Source organism: Rhodococcus sp. NKCM2511 (assembly GCF_014905595.1).
Classification (GTDB): domain Bacteria; phylum Actinomycetota; class Actinomycetes; order Mycobacteriales; family Mycobacteriaceae; genus Rhodococcoides; species Rhodococcoides fascians.
Genome location: NZ_BNHJ02000001.1, coordinates 1,134,264 through 1,155,117, shown reverse-complemented (window position 1 = coordinate 1,155,117; position 20,854 = coordinate 1,134,264). Strand labels below are relative to the sequence as shown.

At 66.5% G+C, this 20,854-nt stretch carries 1 protein-coding gene, 1 tRNA gene and 1 pseudogene; 2 read left to right on the top strand and 1 reads right to left on the bottom strand.

Features of this window, described 5'->3' with window-relative positions:
- Positions 1-38: 38 nt before the first annotated feature.
- Positions 39-9,452: pseudogene (locus JLZ96_RS25200) on the top strand (amino acid adenylation domain-containing protein); the annotation flags it as partial.
- 406 nt (positions 9,453-9,858) lie between these two features.
- On the opposite strand, the gene JLZ96_RS05085 reads toward JLZ96_RS25200, so the two are convergent.
- Positions 9,859-9,965 (bottom strand) — tRNA-OTHER (locus JLZ96_RS05085).
- On the opposite strand from JLZ96_RS05085, the gene JLZ96_RS05080 reads away from it, so the two are divergent.
- The gene (locus JLZ96_RS05080) at positions 9,918-20,822 is read left to right on the top strand and encodes a non-ribosomal peptide synthetase (protein WP_201009589.1); all 10,905 of its coding nucleotides are present in this window, start codon (positions 9,918-9,920) and stop codon (positions 20,820-20,822) included. The genes JLZ96_RS05085 and JLZ96_RS05080 overlap by 48 nt on opposite strands.
- The last annotated feature ends 32 nt before the right edge of the window (positions 20,823-20,854 follow it).

Sequence of the window (20,854 nt, the reverse complement as noted above, 5' to 3'; positions counted from 1 at the left end):
AGCATCCCTCGTTCCCACTGTCACCGGCCCAATTGGGGATGTGGTTCGCGCAGCACGTGGACCCCTCGGTACCCGCCAACATCGCGCAGTACGTCGAACTGCGCGGTGATCTCGACGTCGAACTGTTGCGGCGCGCATCGTCGCGCGCAGCCCTCGAACTGCAGTCCGGTTTCGTCCGTATCACCGAGATCGACGCGGAGCCACGACAGATCGTCGACCCCACCCTGGACGACTCGCTCGGACTGGTGGATCTGCGCGGCGAGAACGACCCTCGCGCGGCCGCCCTCGAGTGGATGCACGCCGATTACAGCGCTCCGATCGACATTCTTCGCGATCGACTGATCGCCGCCACCGTCCTGCGTATCGAGGACGATGTCTGGTTCTGGTACGAGCGCGTGCACCACGTCGTTCTCGACGGCTTCGGTGCCGTGACCTTCATGAACCGCGCTGCGGAGTTGTACACGTCCGAGGTCGAGGGCACCGAACCGACGAAGAACCTGGCCTCGGATCTGACCAAGGTCTACGACATCGAGATGTCCTACCGCGATTCGAGCCGCTTTCAGGCCGATCGCGAATACTGGGCGTCGCGGATCGACGGAATCGACGGAGTCACCACCCTCGCCGGGCACACCGCTCCGCCGGCCCCGAAGAGTCAGATCGACAGCACCGCTCTGTCTGCCGACACGATGAGCAGTCTCGATGCCCTGCGAGCCGAGACCGACACGACGATGGCGACCATCGTCATCGCCGCGTTCGCGGCGTATCTGGCCCAGATGACCGGCCGCGAGGACGTCGTGCTGTCACTGCCGGTGACTGCGCGAACCACCGCGGTTCTGCGCCGCTCCGGCGGCATGGTGTCCAACGTAGTGCCGCTGCGGTTCGACGTCTCGGGCGACACCACCGTCGAAACGATGCTGGCGCGCGTCAACGCCGAGGTCTCCGGTGCACTGCGCCACCAGCGGTACCGGCACGAGGACATTCGCCGCGACGCCGGCGGCGCAAGCGGTCAAGCTGCGTTCTTCGGTCCCTGGGTCAACATCATGCTGTTCTTCGGCGAGGTGCGCCTGGGATCGATGGTCGGCGGGATCAACATCCTCTCCACCGGCCTCATCGAGGACTTCGGACTGAACCTCTACACGAGCGTCGCCGGGGCCACGACCCACATCGACTTCGAGTCCAACCCCAACCTCTACGGCCCCGATCAGTCCGGCCGCAATCACGAGCGGTTCGTCGACTTCCTCGGCCGTTTCGTGGCAGCAGCCCCGACGGACCTCGTCTGGGACCTGGCTCTGACCGACGGATCCGAGCGCGCACTGGTCGTCTCCGAGTGGAACCACACCGAACACGAGACCACGCCCAGCACTCTGCTCACCGCCTTCGAGGCTGCTGCGGCAGCTCGTCCCGACGCCACGGCTCTGGTGTACGAGGGCGACGTCCTGACTTACGGAGAACTGTCGGCGCGGGTGAACGGCCTCGCTCGCCATCTGATCGACATGGGCGTCGGCCCGGAGACTCTCGTCGGATTGTCCATTCGACGCTCGTTCGATCTCGTGGTCGGCATGTACGCCATCGTGGCGGCAGGCGGAGCATGGGTACCGATCGACCCGGATCATCCTGCCGAACGCACGGCCTACATCCTCGATTCCGCGCAGCCTCGGTGCGTACTGATCTCGTCGCGTGACGACGTGTCGCTGCCCGAGGGCACCGAGACGGTCGCCGTCGATCTGGTCGACCTGTCCGCCCGGTCGTCCGCTCCGGTCGGAGACGCGGAACGGATTGCGCCGCTTCGTGTTTCGAACCCCGCGTACGTCATCTACACCTCCGGCTCCACCGGCCGCCCGAAGGGCGTCGCCGTGGAGCACGCCGCCATCCACAATCAGATGGAGTGGATGCTGGCGGAGTATCCGATGGATACCACCGATGTCTATCTGCAGAAGACGGCGACGACGTTCGACGTCTCGCTGTGGGGTTTCTTCCTGCCGCTGCGAGTGGGCGCGACGATGGTGCTCGCCACCCCCGACGGGCACCGCGACTCGGTCTATGTGGCGAACAGGATCGCCGAGCATCGCGTCACGGTCACCGACTTCGTGCCCTCGATGCTGACCGTGTTCGTCGCCAACGCGCCGGCCAACACCTGTGCTTCGCTGCGTCACGTCTTCGTGATCGGCGAGGCGCTTCCGGTCGAGACGGCAGCAGCATTCCGATCCGTCTGCGCCGCAGGACTGCACAACCTCTACGGTCCCACCGAGGCGGCGGTCTCGGTGACGTACCACGAGAGCAGCCCACAGGACACGCGAACCGTCCCGATCGGTGTGCCCGAGTGGAACACCCGCGCCTTCGTACTGGACAGCCGGCTGCGACCCACTCCGGTGGGAGAAGCGGGCGAGCTCTACCTCGCGGGCGTCCAGCTGGCGCGGGGCTACGTGGGTCGCCCCGACCTGAGCTCGGATCGGTTCGTGGCCAACCCCTTCGGCGACGCCGGAGAGCGGATGTACCGCACCGGCGACCTCGTTCGGTGGCGCAGCGACGGAGTGCTGGACTACATCGGACGCACCGACTTCCAGGTGAAGTTCCGTGGCCAGCGCATCGAGCTGGGCGAGATCGAAACCGTCCTGCTCGCACACGAATCCATCTCGCAGGCAGTGACATTGGTCGTGCAGACGGTCACCGGCGACCAACTCGTCGCCTACGTCGTCGCCGGGCCGGGGAAGTCCATCGACTCCGCCGAGGCCATCGAATTCGCCGGGCATGCGCTGCCGTCCTACATGGTTCCCGCAGCAGTGGTCGTGCTCGATGCGCTGCCGCTCAACACCAGCGGGAAGCTCGATCGAAAAGCGTTGCCGGAGCCGGTGTTCACCAGCGCCAAGAAGTACCGAGCACCGCAGAGCCGCGCGGAATACGTCGTCGCCGGAATCTACGAGGACCTGCTCGGCGCGTCCAAGGTCGGTCTGGACGAGGACTTCTTCGAGCTCGGCGGCAACTCGCTGATCGCCACACAGTTGGTGACACGAGTCGGCGGCGCACTCGGAGTACGCCTGGGAGTGCGCGAGCTGTTCGAGGCTCCCACCGTCGGCGCACTGGCTGCCCGGGCCGAGTCGGCTGCCGGCCGCGGATCCGACACCCCGATCCTCGAATCCCGGGAACGCCCCGAGCGCATCCCACTCTCGCCTGCACAGCAACGCATGTGGTTCCTCAACCGGTTCGATCCGGCCACTGCGGTGTACAACCTGCCGTTCTCGGTCCATCTGAGCGGCCCACTCGACGTGAGTGCCCTGTCGGCTGCATTCGCAGACGTCGTGGAACGACACGAGACGCTGCGCACCGTGTACCCGGAAGTGGACGGATCGCCCGAGCAGGTCGTGCTCAACGCGGCCAGGACACCGGCCACGATCACCCCGATCCGCATCGAACGGCACGAGCTCGGTGGCCGACTGCACGAGTTGGTGGCCAAGGGCTTCGACGTCACGATCGACACGCCGTTCCGAATCGCGCTGTTCGAGATGTCGCCCACCGAGTACGAACTGGCGATGGTCCTGCACCACATCGCTGCCGACGGAGCCTCCTTCGGACCGTTGGCGCGCGACGTCCTGCTGGCCTACTCGAGCCGGATACAGGGCCGCGCTCCCGAGTGGACGCCGCTCGAGGTCCAGTACGCCGACTACGCGCTCTGGCAGCGTGCGGTACTCGGTCCCGAAACCGATCCGCATTCGCTCGCTGCACGCGAAATCGCCTATTGGAGTGCCACACTCGAGGATCTACCCGATCAGCTGGCGCTGCCGTCGAGTAGGCCCCGCCCCGCCGTGTCGTCCAACGCAGGCAGCAAGCTGCGCATCGAGATTCCGGCCCGGTTGCACAGTGCTCTGGCCGATCTCGCCCGCGCGAACAACTCGTCGCTGTTCATGGTGATGCAGTCGGCGTACGCGCTGTTGCTGGCTCGACTGAGCGGCACCACCGACATCGCCATCGGCGCGCCGGTGGCCGGTCGCGGTGAGCCTGCACTCGACGACCTCGTCGGAATGTTCGTCAACACGTTGGTACTTCGTACCGATGTCGATCCGGCACTGTCGTTCGAGCAGCTGCTCGCTCGCGTCCGCGACACGGACCTGTCGGCATTCGCGCATGCCGACGTTCCGTTCGAGCGCCTGGTCGAGGTTCTCAATCCGGTCCGCTCGACATCACGGCACCCGTTGTTCCAGGTGGCGCTCTCCCTGGAATCGGCCATGTCTCGTGAACTCACCGTCGGCGGGCTCCGCGCCGTGGCCGCCGAATTCGACGTCCCGATAGCGAAATTCGACCTCCAGCTCTGGCTCACCGAGCACCAGGTCGACGGAACTGCCGCGGGTATCGATGCGGTGTTCGAGTACGCGACCGATCTGTTCGACGCAGATCTGGTCGACAGCTTCGCGCGGCGCTTCCTCGGAATTCTGGACGCAGTCACCACCGACGCGTCGGTTCCGGTCGGCGACGTCGACATCGTGGACGCCGCCGAGTACGAGTCCGTCGTGTCCACCTGGAACGTGTCCGGGCCGGACGTCTCTCGCGACGTGACGTTGATCGACCTGCTCGACGCTGCGGCCTCGGCACAGCCGGACGGAGTGGCCGTGCGCTTCGGCGACACGTCGCTGACGTACGCCGAGTTCGATGCTCGGACCAATCGCCTTGCCCGCGTACTGATCTCGCACGGCGTCGGCCCCGAGAGCCTCGTCGCGGTCGCCCTACCGAGGTCGGCGGAACTCGTCGTCGCGCTGGTCGCGGTGGTGAAGGCCGGTGGCGGTTACCTCCCCGTCGATCCGAGCTACCCGCTGGACCGCGTCGAGTACATGCTCGACGATGCGCGTCCGACATCGATTCTCTTCTCGGGAACGGACCCGATCGAACTGCCCGCGGACGTCGAATCTCGCATCGGCGCAACGTTCGTCGACATCGACACGGTCGATCTGTCGTCGATCTCGGACGCACCGGTGACCGACACCGATCGCATTCGCCCGCTTCGCCCCACCAACGTCGCCTACGTCATCTACACCTCGGGGTCGACCGGTCGCCCCAAGGGTGTTCTGGTGCCGCACCGCAACGTGGTTCGGCTGCTCGCGAACACCGATGCGGTCTACGGCTTCGGAGCCGACGACGTGTGGACGATGTTCCATTCCTACGCGTTCGACTTCTCGGTGTGGGAACTGTGGGGTCCGTTGCTGTACGGCGGCACTCTGGTGGTCGTCGACTACTTCACCTCGCGCTCACCCGAAGCGTTCCATCAGCTGCTCGTGGACGAACGAGTGACGGTGCTCAACCAGACTCCGTCGGCGTTCTACCAACTGTCCGAGGCCGATCGCACGGCGGCCTCGACCGGCGGCGAGCTGTCTCTGCGCTACGTGATCTTCGGCGGCGAGGCCCTCGAACAGCGTCGATTGAGCGGCTGGTTCGAGCGGCACGGCGATCGTGCACCGCAGCTGATCAACATGTACGGCATCACCGAGACCACGGTGCACGTGTCGTATCAGGCGCTGGGCTCCGCGTCCGTCGCAACGACCGCATCGGTGGTCGGCAAGCCGATCGCAGGGCTGCGCGTCTACGTTCTCGATACCCGGCTCCATCCGGTCCCGGTCGGGGTGCCCGGCGAGATGTACGTTGCCGGTGGACAATTGGCGCGCGGATACCTGGGACGCGCACCGCTCACCGCGGTGCGGTTCGTGGCCGATCCGTTCGCCGGCTCCGATGCCGGGTCGTTGCTGTACCGCACCGGCGATCTGGCGCAGTGGAACGCGTCGGGTGAGCTCGAATATCTGGGCCGCTCCGACGATCAGGTCAAGGTGCGCGGCTTCCGAATCGAGTTGGGCGAGGTCGAGGCCGCCGTCACCGCGCACCCCGCCGTCACCCAGGCTGCCGTCGTCGTCCGGGAGGATTCGCCCGGGGCGGCTCGGTTGGTCGCCTACGTGGTCTCGGCGGTGGCGAACGGTCGGCCGACCCTCGACCTCGAGGATCTGCGAACCGGTATCGCCGAACTGTTGCCGGAGTACATGGTTCCGTCGGCGTTCGTTGCGCTGGAGACGATTCCGCTGACGGTCAACGGAAAGCTGGACCGGCGCGCACTGCCCGCGCCGGTGTTCGAGGTGCGAGATTTCCGCGCACCGACGACACCGATCGAAGAGATCGTCGCCGACGTCTTCGCCGAGGTCCTCGGCGTCGAGAGAGTAGGACTGGACGACGACTTCTTCGAGCTCGGCGGTAACTCGCTGATCGCCACCCAGGTGGTCTCGCGGCTCGGAGTGGCACTCGACGCCACCGTGCCGGTGCGCATGCTGTTCGAGGCGTCGACGGTCGCGCTGCTCGCGGTGCGCGTCGAACAGGCGGCGGGGGAGGGCGGCCGGACTGCACTGGTCGCGACGGTCCGTCCGGAACGTATCCCGTTGTCGCTTGCGCAGCAACGCATGTGGTTCCTCAACCGGTTCGACGTCGACTCCGCCGCATACAACATTCCGTTCGCGCTGAAGCTGACCGGCGACCTGGATGTCGCCGCACTGCAGGTCGCCATCATGGATGTGATCGACCGGCACGAGTCGCTGCGCACCGTCTATCCCGACACCGCGCACGGACCGCAGCAGTCCATTCTCGACGCCGCTCAGACGGTGCCGAACCTGATGCCGATTCCGACCTCGGCAGCCGACATTCAGCGGCAGGTCTTCGCGCTCGCGTCGACGACGTTCGACGTGACCGTCAACGTTCCGATCCAGGCGCGACTGTTCGAGATCGGCCCACGCGAACACGTGATCGCCATGGTGGTGCACCACATCTCGGCCGACGGATGGTCGATGGGACCGCTGGCCCGAGACATCATGATCGCCTACGCCTCGCGCACCGCGTGGGAGAACCCGGCCTGGATGCCGTTGGAAGTGCAGTACGCCGACTACAGCCTGTGGCAGCGTTCGGTTCTGGGCTCCGAGGACGATCCGCAGTCGTTGATCTCCGGTCAGGTGAACTACTGGGCCGACATCCTCGCCGGCCTACCCGACCAGCTCGATCTGCCGACCGACCGGCCGCGCCCCAGTCGCCAGTCCTACCAGGGCTCGTCCATCGGATTCGACGTGCCTGCCGATGTGCACCAGGGCCTGTCCGCTCTGGCACATACCCACAACGCATCGCTGTTCATGGTCGTCCACGCCGCACTGGCCGTGCTGCTGGCCCGACTGTCGGGCACAGAGGACATCGCCATCGGTACTCCGGTCGCCGGCCGCGGTGACGCAGCGCTCGACGACGTCGTCGGCATGTTCGTCAACACGCTCGTTCTGCGCACCGACATCGACTCCGGACGCACGTTCTCCGAACAGATCGGCCGCGCACGCGAAGTCGCGCTCGGAGCCTTCGGCCACGCCGATCTACCGTTCGAGCGTCTGGTCGAGGTCCTCAACCCGTCGCGGTCGCAAGCTCGACACCCGCTGTTCCAGGTCATGCTCTCGTTCGAGAACCTCACCCGAACACACGTCGACCTGCCGGGCCTGTCGGTGGACAGCGTCGCCCTCGATGCCGAAATCGCCAAGTTCGACCTGCAGCTCACCGTGACCGAGTCGATCGGACTGGACGGCCGCGGACAGGGTATGGCCGCCGAACTGACCTACGCGACAGACCTTTTCGATGCCGAGACCGTTCGCGGGTTCGCCGACCGGTTCGTACGGATGCTCACGGCCGTGGTGGCCGATTCGTCGGTGGCCGTCGGAGACATCGATCTGCTCGACGACGGCGAGCACGACCGCGTGGTGGCCGAATGGAACGACACCGAACACGAGGTCCCCGCCGACATCACTCTGGTGGACCTGTTCGACCGACAGGTCGCCCTGACCCCGGACGCAACTGCGCTGGTCTTCGAGGGTGAGCGGCTGACGTACGCCGAGTTCGATGCACGCGTCAACCGTCTTGCGCGCCATCTGGTCTCGCTGGGCGTCGGGCCCGACACGTTGGTCGGCCTCGCGATCGCCCGCAGCCTCGACCTGTTCGTCGGCATGTACGCGATCGTCAAGGCCGGGGCCGGATACGTGCCGATCGACCCGACCCAACCGGCGGATCGCAACGACTACATCGTGGCCACCGCGGCACCGATCCGGGTGTTGTCCACCGTGCGCGATCATGTCGAATTCCCCGACGTCGACACGATCGACATCGACACGCTCGATACTTCTAACCTGTCGTCGGAACCGTTGCGCGACAACGACCGACGCGCCCCACTGCGTTCGCGGAACCTCGCGTACGTCATCTTCACGTCGGGTTCGACGGGCCGTCCCAAGGGTGTCGGGGTGTCGCACGACGCGATCGTCAACCGACTGCTGTGGATGCAGGGCGAATACGCCCTGACTCCACGCGACGTGGTGCTGCAGAAGACGCCGTCCACTTTCGACGTGTCGGTATGGGAGTTCTTCTGGGCGCTCCAGGTGGGTGCCTCGGTGGTGATCGCCGTTCCGGACGGTCACCGGGATCCCATCTACTTGCTCGATGTCATTGCGCGCGAACGCGTTTCGGTGGTGCACTTCGTGCCGTCGATGATGTCGGTGTTCGTGCCCGAAGTCGAGCGGCGTCGCAGCGCGGGAGCCTCGCTCCGGCTGATGTTCGCCTCCGGCGAGGCGCTGCCGCCCACCACCGCTCGCGCACTGCGGCGTGCGGTCGCCTCGGTGGAACTGCACAACCTGTACGGACCGACCGAGGCGGCCGTGGACGTGACGTACCACGCGGTCACGGATTCGGACTCCGACGTCATGCCGATCGGTGCTCCGGTGTGGAACACCGCTGTCTACGTGCTGGATTCGCGACTGCATCCCACCCCGGTCGGTGTTGCAGGTGAGCTCTATCTCGCCGGCACCCAGCTCGCGCGCGGCTATGTGGGACGCCCCGACCTGACCGCGGACAGGTTCGTCGCTCACCCGTTCGCCGATGGCGGCGCGCGGCTGTACCGCACCGGCGACGTCGTGCGCTGGAATCGCGACGGCGAGCTCGAATACGTCGGACGTTCCGACTTCCAGGTCAAGTTGCGCGGCCTGCGCATCGAACTGGGTGAGATCGAAACGGCGCTGCTCGCCCAGCGGTCGGTCTCTCAAGCCGTAGTCGTGGTCCGCCGCGACCAACTCGTCGGATACGTGGTTCCTTCGGGAGTGTCGGTCGACACCGGAGCCGTTCTGTCGGCGCTTCGCGGCCGTCTGGCGGAGTACATGGTGCCGTCGACGCTGATCGTGCTGCCCGAGTTCCCGCTCGGTGCCAGCGGAAAGCTCGACCGAAAGGCGTTGCCCGACCCCGCATTCGAGGTCACCGAGTACCGCGAACCGACCAACGACATCGAACGCACCGTCGCCGAGGTGTACGCCCAGGTGCTGGGCGTCGAGCGCGTGGGTCTCGACGACGACTTCTTCGAGCTGGGCGGAAACTCGCTCATCGCAACGCAACTCGTGTCCCGACTCGGCGTCGCGCTGGACACCCGGATCGCCGTTCGCGAGCTGTTCGACGCGTCCTCGGTGGCCGACCTCGCAGCCAGACTGGGCACCCTGGTCGCCACCGGCAGCAGGCCGCCGCTGGTACCGCAGCAGCGTCCGCAGCACATTCCGCTGTCGCTGGCGCAACAGCGGATGTGGTTCCTCAACAAGTTCGACGTCGAATCGGCGGCCAACAACATCCCGATCGCCGTCCGGTTGTCCGGTCTGCTCGACCGCCGGGCCATGCAGATCGCGGTCGCGGACGTCGTCGCCAGGCACGAGTCTCTGCGGACGGTGTTCCCGGAGACCGACGGCACGGCTCATCAGGTGATCGTCGACGCGCAGACGGCCACACCGGAATTGACGCCGATCGAAATTTCCGCGCATCAGGTGGCCGATGCCATGCGCGAGCTGGCGACGACAGGATTCGACCTGTCGAAGGACCTCCCGTTCCGTACTCGGTTGTTCGAGGTGAGCCCCACCGAGCACCTGCTGGTGTTCGTGGTGCACCACATCGCCGCCGATGGTTTCTCGTTGGGCCCGCTCACCCGCGACGTCATGAACGCCTATGCGGCGCGGTCGATGAACCAGGAGCCGTACTGGACTCCGCTTCCGGTCGACTACGCCGACTACAGCCTGTGGCAGCGCGAGGTGCTCGGCTCCGAGGACGACCCCACGTCCGTGGTCTCGCAGCAGATCGACTACTGGACGACGACGTTGGCCGGTCTGCCCGATCAGCTCGATGTGCCCTCCGACCGTCCCAGGCCGGCAGTGGCGTCGAACAGCGGTGCGCTGGTGCGTTTCTCGATCGACGGAGAACTGCATCGCGCTCTGATCGAGGCGTCCCGACGTGAGAACGCGTCGCTGTTCATGTTGGTGCACACCAGCCTCGCGGTACTGCTGTCGCGGCTGTCCGGCGAGACCGACATCGCGATCGGCACACCGGTCGCGGGCCGCGGTGAGGCGGCGCTCGACGACCTGATCGGCATGTTCGTCAACACCCTCGTGCTCCGAACGGAGATCGACACCGCGCGTAGGTTCGACCAGGTACTGGCCGATGCTCGCGAGACCGACCTGTCGGCGCTGGCACACGTGGACGTTCCGTTCGAGCGTCTGGTGGAGATCCTCAACCCGGTACGTTCCACGGCACGTCATCCCCTCGTGCAGGTGGTGCTCGCGTTCCAGAACCTGGGGCAGAAGGATCTCGAACTACCGGGACTGTCGGTCTCGGGCGTCGACTTCGAGACCCTGGTTGCACTGTTCGATTTGCAGTTCACGTTCGTCGAATCGTTCGGACCCAGTGGCGCGGCGCAGGGTATGACGTTCGATGTCACCTACGCCACCGACCTGTTCGACGAGTCCACGGTGGTCACCCTGGGTGAGCGTCTGATCAAGGTCCTCGAATCCGTCGCCGACAACCTCTCGACCGTCGTGGGCGACATCGAACTGCTCGACGACGTCGAGTACACGCGCGTGCTCGACGACTGGAACGACACCGACCACGACGTCGACCGGTCGCAGACGCTGGCCTCCCTCGGGCGGTCGGTCGAATCCGACGGAACCGCACTGGTATTCGGTGACGAGTCGGTGTCGTACGGCGAGTTCGACGCACGGGTGGCTCGTCTTGCGCGGTACCTCGTCGATCGTGGTGTCGGGCCCGAGACCACCGTGGCGATCGCTGCCCGTCGTTCGGTGGAGCTCCTCGTCGGAATTCACGCGATCGTCGCGGCGGGCGGTGCCTACGTACCGATCGACCCGGATCAGCCTGCCGAGCGAATTGCGCACATCCTGCGCACCGCGGCACCGGTGTGCGTACTGAGCACGTCACGAGACTCGGTGGATGCCGACGGTCTCGACGTGATCGACATCGACGTTCTCGACCTGTCCGGGGTCTCCGATGCACCGATCACCGACGCGGACCGAATCGGTGCACTCGCACCGACGAACACCGCATACGTCATCTTCACGTCCGGGTCGACCGGGCAGCCGAAAGGCGTGGCCGTCACACACGAGGCAATCGTCAACCGTCTGCTGTGGATGCAGTCGGAATACGAACTCGCCGCCGACGATGTCGTGTTGCAGAAGACCCCCGTCACGTTCGACGTGTCGGTGTGGGAACTGTTCTGGCCGTTGCAGATCGGGGCGACGCTGGTCATCGCGAAGCCGGACGGGCACCGAGACCCGCAGTACCTGCTCGAGACCATCGAGGCGCAGTCGGTCACGACGGCGCACTTCGTGCCGTCGTTGCTCGAGGTCTTCGTCTCCGTCGTCGCAGCCGAGTCGTCGTCTGCAGCCGCGTCGCTGCGGACTCTGTTCGCCTCCGGTGAGGCGCTGCCCGCCGAGGTCGGCGAACGCGTCCGACGCGTCCTGCCGGGCGTGGCGCTGCACAACCTCTACGGACCCACCGAAGCGGCTGTCGACGTCACCTATCACGAGGTGTCCGAGGCGGACGTCGACCTGGTTCCCATCGGTGTTCCGGTGTGGAACACCAGAACGTACGTCCTCGACTCCCGACTGTCCCCGGTTGCTCCCGGAGTCGCAGGTGAGCTCTATCTCGCCGGAGTCCAACTGGCCCGCGGCTACCTCGGTCGAGTGGATCTGACGGCAGATCGATTCCTGCCGGATCCGTTCGGCGAACCGGGTTCTCGTATGTACCGCACCGGCGATCTGGTGCGCTGGCGGGAGTCCTCGTCTCACATCGGGCGTCTGGAGTATTTGGGCCGCACCGACTTCCAGGTCAAGTTGCGTGGTCTGCGCATCGAACTCGGGGAGATCGAGACCGTGCTGCGCCGGCACCCGTCGGTGGAGTCGGCCGTGGTGCTGGTTCGGCAGACGGCCGTCGCCGGAGATCAACTGGTCGCCTATGTCGTCCCCGCCTCCGGTACGACCGTCGACGTGGCCGACCTGACGGCGTTCGCCGCCCGCTCGCTCGCCGGGTACATGGTTCCGGCTGCGACCGTCGTGCTCGACGCACTTCCGCTGACCGCCAACGGCAAGCTCGACCGGCGCGCGCTCCCGGCACCGGATATCGAGCAGCGTGCCTTCCGCGCTCCGACGACCACGTCGGAAATCGTGGTGTCGCAGGTGTTCCGCGACGTGCTCGGCGTCGATGTCGTCGGAGCCGACGACGAGTTCTTCGCTCTCGGCGGTAACTCGCTCGTGGCGACCAGGGTGGCGTCGCGCATCGGTGCCGCGACGGACACCACGGTCAGTGTTCGGACCATCTTCGAGGCGTCGACGGTGGCGGCTCTCGCGGCGAAGCTGGACGAACTCTCGGGATCGGGACGAAAGATTCCTCTCGTGCGCACCGAGTTGCCGGACTTCGTTCCGCTGTCGCTCGCCCAGCGCCGGATGTGGTTCCTCAACCGTTTCGACGTCGATTCGGCAACGGAGAATCTGCCCGTCGCCATCGAACTGATCGGTGACCTCGACGTCGTCGCGCTGCGCTCTGCCGTGGCCGACGTGATCGAACGGCACGAATCGCTGCGCACCGTCTACCCCGAGGTGGACGGGGTGGCCTCTCAGGTCATCGTCCCCGCAGCGCAGGTAGCTCCGGAGCTGGCACCGACGAAGGTCACCGCCGACGACGTCACCGCCGCCCTGGCCGAGTTCTTCGTGCAGGGTTTCGACGTCACGGCCGCACCCCCACTCCGTGCCATCCTGCTCGAGCTCGACTCGAACCGGTATGTGCTGGCCTTGGCCACACATCACATTGCCGCAGACGGTTTCTCGATCGGACCGATGACTCGCGACCTCATGATCGCGTACGCGGCCCGGAGTGCAGGAAGCGAACCGGGTTGGGCACCGCTCGCGGTTCGCTACGCCGACTACACCCTGTGGCAGCAGACCGTGCTCGGTTCCGAGAGCGATCCCGATTCACCGGTGTCCGGCCAGATCCGACATTGGACGCGAACGCTGTCGGGACTGCCGGACGAGAGCACGTTCCCCGGCGACCGAGTGCGTCCCGATCGGTCGTCCTACCGCGGCGGCAACATTCGGTTGACGCTCGATGCGCAGACGCATGCGCGTCTCGGTGCGGTAGCCCGCGCCAATCAGAGCTCACTGTTCATGGTGTTGCATTCTGCTCTCGCGGTGTTGCTCTCCCGGTTGTCGGGCGGAACCGACATCGCCATCGGTACTCCGGTCGCCGGTCGCGGTGAGGCGGCACTCGACGACGTCATCGGTATGTTCGTCAACACCCTCGTGCTGCGCACCGAGATCGATCCCGGTGCTGCCTTCACCGAACTGCTCGCCCGTACGCGCAACACCGATCTGTCGGCGTTCGCGCACGCGGAGGTGCCGTTCGAGCGACTCGTCGAGGTACTCGACCCACCGAGGTCGGCCGCGCGGCATCCGCTGATCCAGGTGATGCTCACCGTGCAGAACATGGAGCAGACCGAACTCGAGCTCCCGGGCCTGACCGTGCGCGGAGTCGATCTCGACGTCGAGACGGCGAAGTTCGACATCCAGTTCACGTTCACCGAGAACCAGGCGGACGGCAGCTCGGCCATCGACGTGACGTTCGCCCGTGATCTCTACGACGAGGACACAGCGCGCGCCTTCGGTGAGCGCCTGATCCGCGTGCTGGAGTCGGTCGGCACCGATGCCGAGCAGCCCGTCGGGGACATCCCGGTGATGGATACGGCCGAGCGCGATCACGTTCTCGCCCTTGCCCAGGACGCACCGGCGGTCGCGGATTCTGCCGACTCCATCGTCTCCCTGTTCGCGGCCAGGGTCGCGGAGAACCCGGACGCTGCCGCCGTCGTCTTCGACGGTCGGTCGCGCACGTACGGAGACATCGACACCGAGTCGACGGCACTGGCGAGAGTTCTTGTCGCACAGGGTGTCGGCCGCGAATCCGCGGTCGCAGTCGTACTGCCTCGCACGGCCGATCTCGTGGTGGCGCTGCTCGCGGTGCTCAAGGCCGGAGGTGCATACGTACCGATCGATCCGTCGTACCCGGCCGATCGCATCGAGTTCGTGCTCGCCGACTCGCGTCCCGCCGCGGTACTGACCTGGACCGGTGTCGAGGTCGCGCTACCGCCGGAACTGCCCAGGGTCGACATGGACACCCCAGCGGACGAGTCCCGGTTCGCAACGGACGTCCTTCCCGCGGTGACGGCCGCAGAAGCTGCGTACGTCATCTACACCTCGGGTTCGACCGGCACCCCCAAGGGCGTCGTCGTCCCGCACCGCAACGTCGTCCGCCTGCTGGCGAACACCCAGCGGCACTTCGATTTCGGTCCCGCCGACGTCTGGACTCTGTTCCACTCGTTCGCGTTCGACTTCTCCGTGTGGGAACTGTGGGGCCCGCTCACCACGGGTGGCACCGTCGTCGTGGTCGACTACTTCACGTCGAGGTCGCCGGAAGCGCTGCGCGAGTTGTTGATTCGCGAACGCGTGACCGTGCTCAACCAGACCCCGTCTGCTTTCTACCAGTTCGACCAGGCCGACCGCACGGCATCGGGTGCTGCCGAGTACGCGCTGCGCTACGTCGTCTTCGGCGGAGAAGCGTTGGAGCTGCGTCGATTGAGCGGTTGGTTCGATCGGCACGGCGATCGTTCCCCACAGTTGGTCAACATGTACGGCATCACCGAAACCACCGTCCACGTCTCGCATCGGGCGCTCGATGCGCAGGCTGCCGCGGAGGCATCGGGGTCACTGGTGGGTCGGGCGATCTCCGGGTTGTCCGTGTACGTGTTGGATGCGCGACTCGGCCTCGTGCCGGCGGGTGTCCCGGGAGAGATGTACGTCTCGGGCGGTCAGGTGGCGCGGGGATACCTGGGTCGGCCGGACCTGACGGCGACACGATTCGTGGCAGATCCCTTCGCAGGCGACGGATCCGTGCTCTATCGCACCGGTGACGTCGCCCGGTGGTCGCCCACCGGTGAGCTCGAATTCGTCGGTCGCGCAGACGATCAGGTCAAGATCCGCGGCTTCCGCATCGAACTGGGCGAAGTCGAATCGTCGGTTCTGTCGGCTCCGGCCGTCGGACAGGCCGCGGTGATCGTGCGCGAGGACGCTCCCGGTGCCGCGCGCCTGGTCGCTTACCTGGTGCCCGCAACCGGTTCCACGATCGACGTCGACGCCGTCCGTGCGTCGGTGGCCGAGCAGCTCCCCGAGTACATGGTCCCGTCGGCGTTCGTGGTGCTCGACGCAATCCCGTTGACCACCAACGGAAAGCTGGACCGACGAGCCTTGCCCGAACCGGCCGCACGGACTCGCGAGTTCCGGCAACCGACGACTCCGATCGAGTCGATGGTCGCCGAGGTGTTCGCCGACGTCCTCGGTCTCGACCGGGTCGGTCTCGACGACGACTTCTTCGAACTCGGCGGCAACTCGCTGGTGGCCACCCAGGTCGTGTCCCGGCTCGGTGCCTCCGCCGACACGACGGTCCCGGTCCGGGCACTGTTCGAGGCCCCGACGGTCGCGGCACTCGCCGCGAGGGTCGAGCAGGGCTCGGGCGCGCGGCCGGCGCTGGTGCCGGGACCTCGCCCCGATCGAGTTCCACTCTCGCTCGCGCAGCAGCGGATGTGGTTCCTCAACCGGTTCGACTCGGACTCGACGGCGTACAACATCCCGTTCGCTCTGCGGCTGAGCGGCGATCTGAACGTCGGCGCGTTGCAGAGCGCGGTCTCGGACGTCATCGAGCGGCACGAGACACTGCGATCGGTGTACCCGGATTCGCCCGAGGGACCGCATCAGGTGGTCGTGCCGATGTCCCAGGTGCCGACGACTCTCGACGTGATCGACACAGACGCGGAATCGGTGACCGCTCGGGTGCTGGAGCTGCTGGCGTCGACGTTCGACGTGACCGCAGAGGTTCCGTTGAAGACCTCGCTGTTCCGAGTCTCCGACACCGAGTTCGTGCTGGCGATGGTGGTCCATCACATCAGCGCCGACGGTCTGTCGATGATGCCGTTGTCGACCGACGTCATGACGGCCTATGCCGCCCGTACCCGGCATTCCGATCCCGCATGGGCACCGCTGCCGGTGCAGTACGCCGACTACGCGCTCTGGCAACGGGACGTTCTCGGCTCCGAGGACGACGCCGAATCGATTGCAGCGCAACAGATTCGATACTGGTCTGCCGCGCTGTCGGAGTTGCCCGAGCAGATCGAGCTACCCCTCGATCGCCCGCGTCCGGCGAGCCAGACGTTCCGCGGCAATCGCATCGATTTCCGAATCGACGTCGATGCGCACGCGCGTCTCGCGGAACTGGCACGCGCGCACAACGCGACCGTCTTCATGGCCGTGCATGCGGCCTTCGCAGTGCTGCTCTCGCGGATCTCGGGGTCCTCGGACATCGTCGTGGGTACACCCATCGCAGGTCGCGGCGAGGCCGAGATCGAGAACCTCGTCGGCATGTTCGTCAACACCCTGGTGTTGCGACTCGATGTTCCGGGCGAGGCGACCTTCGATGATCTCCTCGACGCCGCACGAGAAACCGATCTGCAGGCGTTCGCCCACTCGGACATCCCGTTCGAGCGGCTCGTCGACGTGGTCAACCCCACGCGCTCGACGGCTCGGCACCCGCTGTTCCAGGTCGGCTTCTCGTTCCAGAACTTCGCTCGCCGCGAGTTCGAGCTCGACGGGTTGGAAATCTCGGCGCTCGACACCGAGACCGGCAACTCACAGTTCGATCTGCATCTGATCGTGTCCGATGCCCAGCAGGGCGACGGCGCGGCAGGTGGCTTCGATGCCCTGCTGACCTACGCGACGGATCTGTTCGACGAGAGCACGGCCCGTTCACTCGTGGCCCGCTTCGAGGCCGTGCTGGCCGCCGTCGTGGCGTCGCCGTCGACACCCATCGGCGATCTCGACGTGCTGCTGGACGGCGAGCGATCTGCGATCGTCGAGGACTGGAACGACACGGTTCACGATTTCGGTGCCGTGGAACACACGACCCTGCCCGATCTGTTCGGTGCAGCCGCCGAACGCGACCGCGCTGCAGTCGCACTCGTCCACGACGACGGCGTGGTGACGTACGGAGAGTTCGCCGAGCGGGTCTCGCAGCTCGCGCGTCACCTGATCGGCATGGGTGTCGGGCCGGAAGTGCCTGTCGGCCTTGCCATTCGACGCTCGGTCGATCTCCTCGTCGGCATGTACGCCATCTCGACGGCAGGCGGGGCGTACGTTCCGATCGATCCGGACCAGCCGGCCGAGCGCAACGCGTTGGTCCTCGAGACAGCCGCTCCTGCGTGCATTCTGATCTCCGGCGATGTGGGTGCCGAGATCACCGATGCTGCCCCGATCGTGGATCTGGCCCGGTTCGACGCCGATGCCTACTCGGGTGTTCCGGTTGGCGCGTCCGAACGCACCGGGGTGCTCACCGCAGCCAACACCGCGTACGTCATCTTCACGTCCGGATCGACCGGTCGTCCGAAGGGCGTTGCGGTCTCGCACCGAGCCGTCGTCAACCAGCTGAACTGGCTGCGTGCGGAGTACGCACTCGACGAGACCGACGCAGCGCTGCTCAAGACCGCAGCCACGTTCGACCTGTCGGTGTGGGAGTTCTGGTCGCAGCTGACCTCCGGCGGACGGCTCGTCGTGGCCGAGGCCGACGGTCATCGTGACCCCGACTACCTGCTGGAGCTGATTCGCACGCAGTCGGTGACGACACTGCACCTGGTGCCGTCGATGCTGTCGATGCTCGGCACCGTCGCCGCGGGCGAGGTATCGCCGAGCCTGCGGCGGGTGCTGGCGATCGGTGAGGCACTGCCCGCTGCCGTCGCACAGGAGTTCCGCAAGCGGAACGGATCGACCGACCTGCACAACCTGTACGGGCCGACCGAGGCAGCGGTGTCGGTGACCGCGCACGCGGTGACGGACGCCGATACGACCGCGGTGCCGATCGGTGTTCCCGAGGCGAACACGACGGTGTTCGTGTTGGACTCGCGGTTGCATCCGGTGCCTGCGGGTGTCAGCGGCGAGCTCTACCTGGCCGGCGCGCAGCTGGCGCGCGGCTACTTCGGGCGCGCGGACCTGACGTCGGAGCGATTCGTCGCCAATCCGTTCGACGCGAACGGTTCTCGGATGTACCGCACCGGCGACCTGGTGCGCTGGCGGGTGCCCGTCGTCGACGGAACGCCGGCCCCGGCGCACCTCGAGTACATCGATCGGGCCGACTTCCAGGTGAAGATTCGCGGATTCCGCATCGAGCTCGGTGAGATCGAAGCGGCCCTGCGGTCGCAGCCGGCAGTGGCAGATTCGGCCGTCGTGGTGCACAGCGGCGAGTCCATGGGTGACCAGTTGGTGGCCTACGTCGTCGGCCGGGCCGGGGAGGTCGTCGATGTCGCGCACGTCGAATCCGAACTCTCGCATCTCGTTCCGTCGTACATGGTGCCTGCGGCATTCGTGGTGCTCGAAGCGCTACCGCTCAATGCCAACGGAAAGCTGGACCGAAAGGCGCTGCCCGCGCCGCACTTCGAGGCCACCGAGTTCCGCGCACCGGTCACCCCGATCGAGGAGATCGTCGCGACGACCGTTGCCGAACTGCTCGGGCTGGACCGCGCGGGGCTGGACGACGACTTCTTCGCCCTCGGCGGAAACTCGTTGATCGCAACTCAACTGGTCTCGCGCCTCGGCCAGGCTCTCGACGCGCAGATTCCCGTGCGATCGGTGTTCGCGGCGTCCACGGTGGCGGGCCTCGCTGCACACATCGCGCCGCTCGTCGGCGGCGGTGCCCGCCGGGAACTGACGGTGCGCGAGCGTCCCGATCGACTACCCCTGTCGATCGCCCAGGAACGGATGTGGACGATCAACCGCATCGACCCGGGCTCGTCCGCGTACAACATCCCCGTTGCGGTGCGGTTGACCGGTGCCCTCGACATTGCCTCGCTCCGCGGCGCGTTCGACGATGTGCTCGGTCGCCACGAGATTCTGCGGACGGCCTACCCCGATTCGGTCGACGGCCCGGTGCAGCAGATCGGTGGCGTCGCCGACGTCGGGGTGGATCTCGAACCCGAACAGGTGGCACCGGACGCCGTGGTGTCCCGCCTGACGGACGTCCTCGGTGCGGGATTCGACGTGACGAAGACCGTCCCGGTCCGGGCTGCGCTGCTGCAGGTCGGCGACGACGAACACGTCCTCGCCGTGGTGGCTCACCACATCGCCGCCGACGGGTTCTCGATGGGGCCGTTGATCCGCGATGTCATGGTCGCCTACACCGCTCGGGTGGCGGGGGAGATGCCGTCGTGGGCACCGCTGCCGGTGCAGTACGCCGATTTCGCGCTGTGGCAGCGTGATGTACTCGGCCGCGAGGACGACCCGGACAGTCCGCTGGCGAAGCAGCTGGCCTACTGGACCGCCGAGCTGGCGGGAGCGCCGGAACAACTGGCACTGCCGCTCGATCGCCCACGGCCACCTCGACCGACCATGGAAGGCGCGTCGTACGGCTTCACGTTCGGTTCCGACGTGGCGTCGGCCATAGAGAAGATCGCCCGCGAGCATGCGGCGACGACGTTCATGGTGGTGCACAGCGCGTTCGCGGTTCTGCTGGGCCGGTTGAGCAACTCGTCGGACATCAGCATCGGCACCCCGACCGCAGGACGCGGCGAGGAGCAACTGGACGACCTGGTGGGCATGTTCGTCAACACGTTGGTGCTGCGCACGCAGATCGATCCGAACGGCACGTTCCTGGACCTGGTACGTCAGGCGAAGGACAAGGACCTCGCGGCGTTCGGCCACGCGGACGTTCCGTTCGAGCGGCTGGTCGATGCGCTCGGCCGCGCTCGGTCGAGTGCCTACACACCGCTGTTCCAGGCGATGTTGACGTTCCAGAACCATGCGACGGGCACGTTCGAGTTGCCGGGCCTGCAGGTGCAGGCGCTGCCGGCAGGCGACGATCAGGCGAAGTTCGACCTTCAGCTGACCGCCGTCGAGAACTTCGACGAGACCGGAGCGCTGCAGGACATCGAGGCGACGTTCACCTACGCGACGTCGATCTTCGACGAATCGACGATAGCGACGTTCGCCGAGCGGCTGTCGAAGATTCTGCGGACGGTCGTCTCCGATCCCGAGGTGGTGCTGCGATCCATCGACATCCTCACGGACGAGGAGAAGGCCGAGTTCGCGCCGCGCGCCAAGCCGAAGACGGTCGACGACCTACCGCAGTTGATTGCCGACGCAGCGGCGACCGCGCCCGATGCGGTGGCGCTCGAGCACGAATCGACGAGTGTCGATTTTGCGGCCCTGAACGCCAAATTGACGCAGATGTCGGCGACGATGGGCGCGGCGATGAAGCCGCAGGCTCTGGTGACGGTCACGCTGTCCGCACTGATTCCGGGCATCTTGCCCGCCCTCGGTGCAGAGGGGTTGTCGACCGCTCTGGCATCGTTGATCCAACGGGCGGAGTCGGTGATCGCGTCGTCGTGACGAAAGCCGAGCTCGCCGGTTGTGCACGTGGA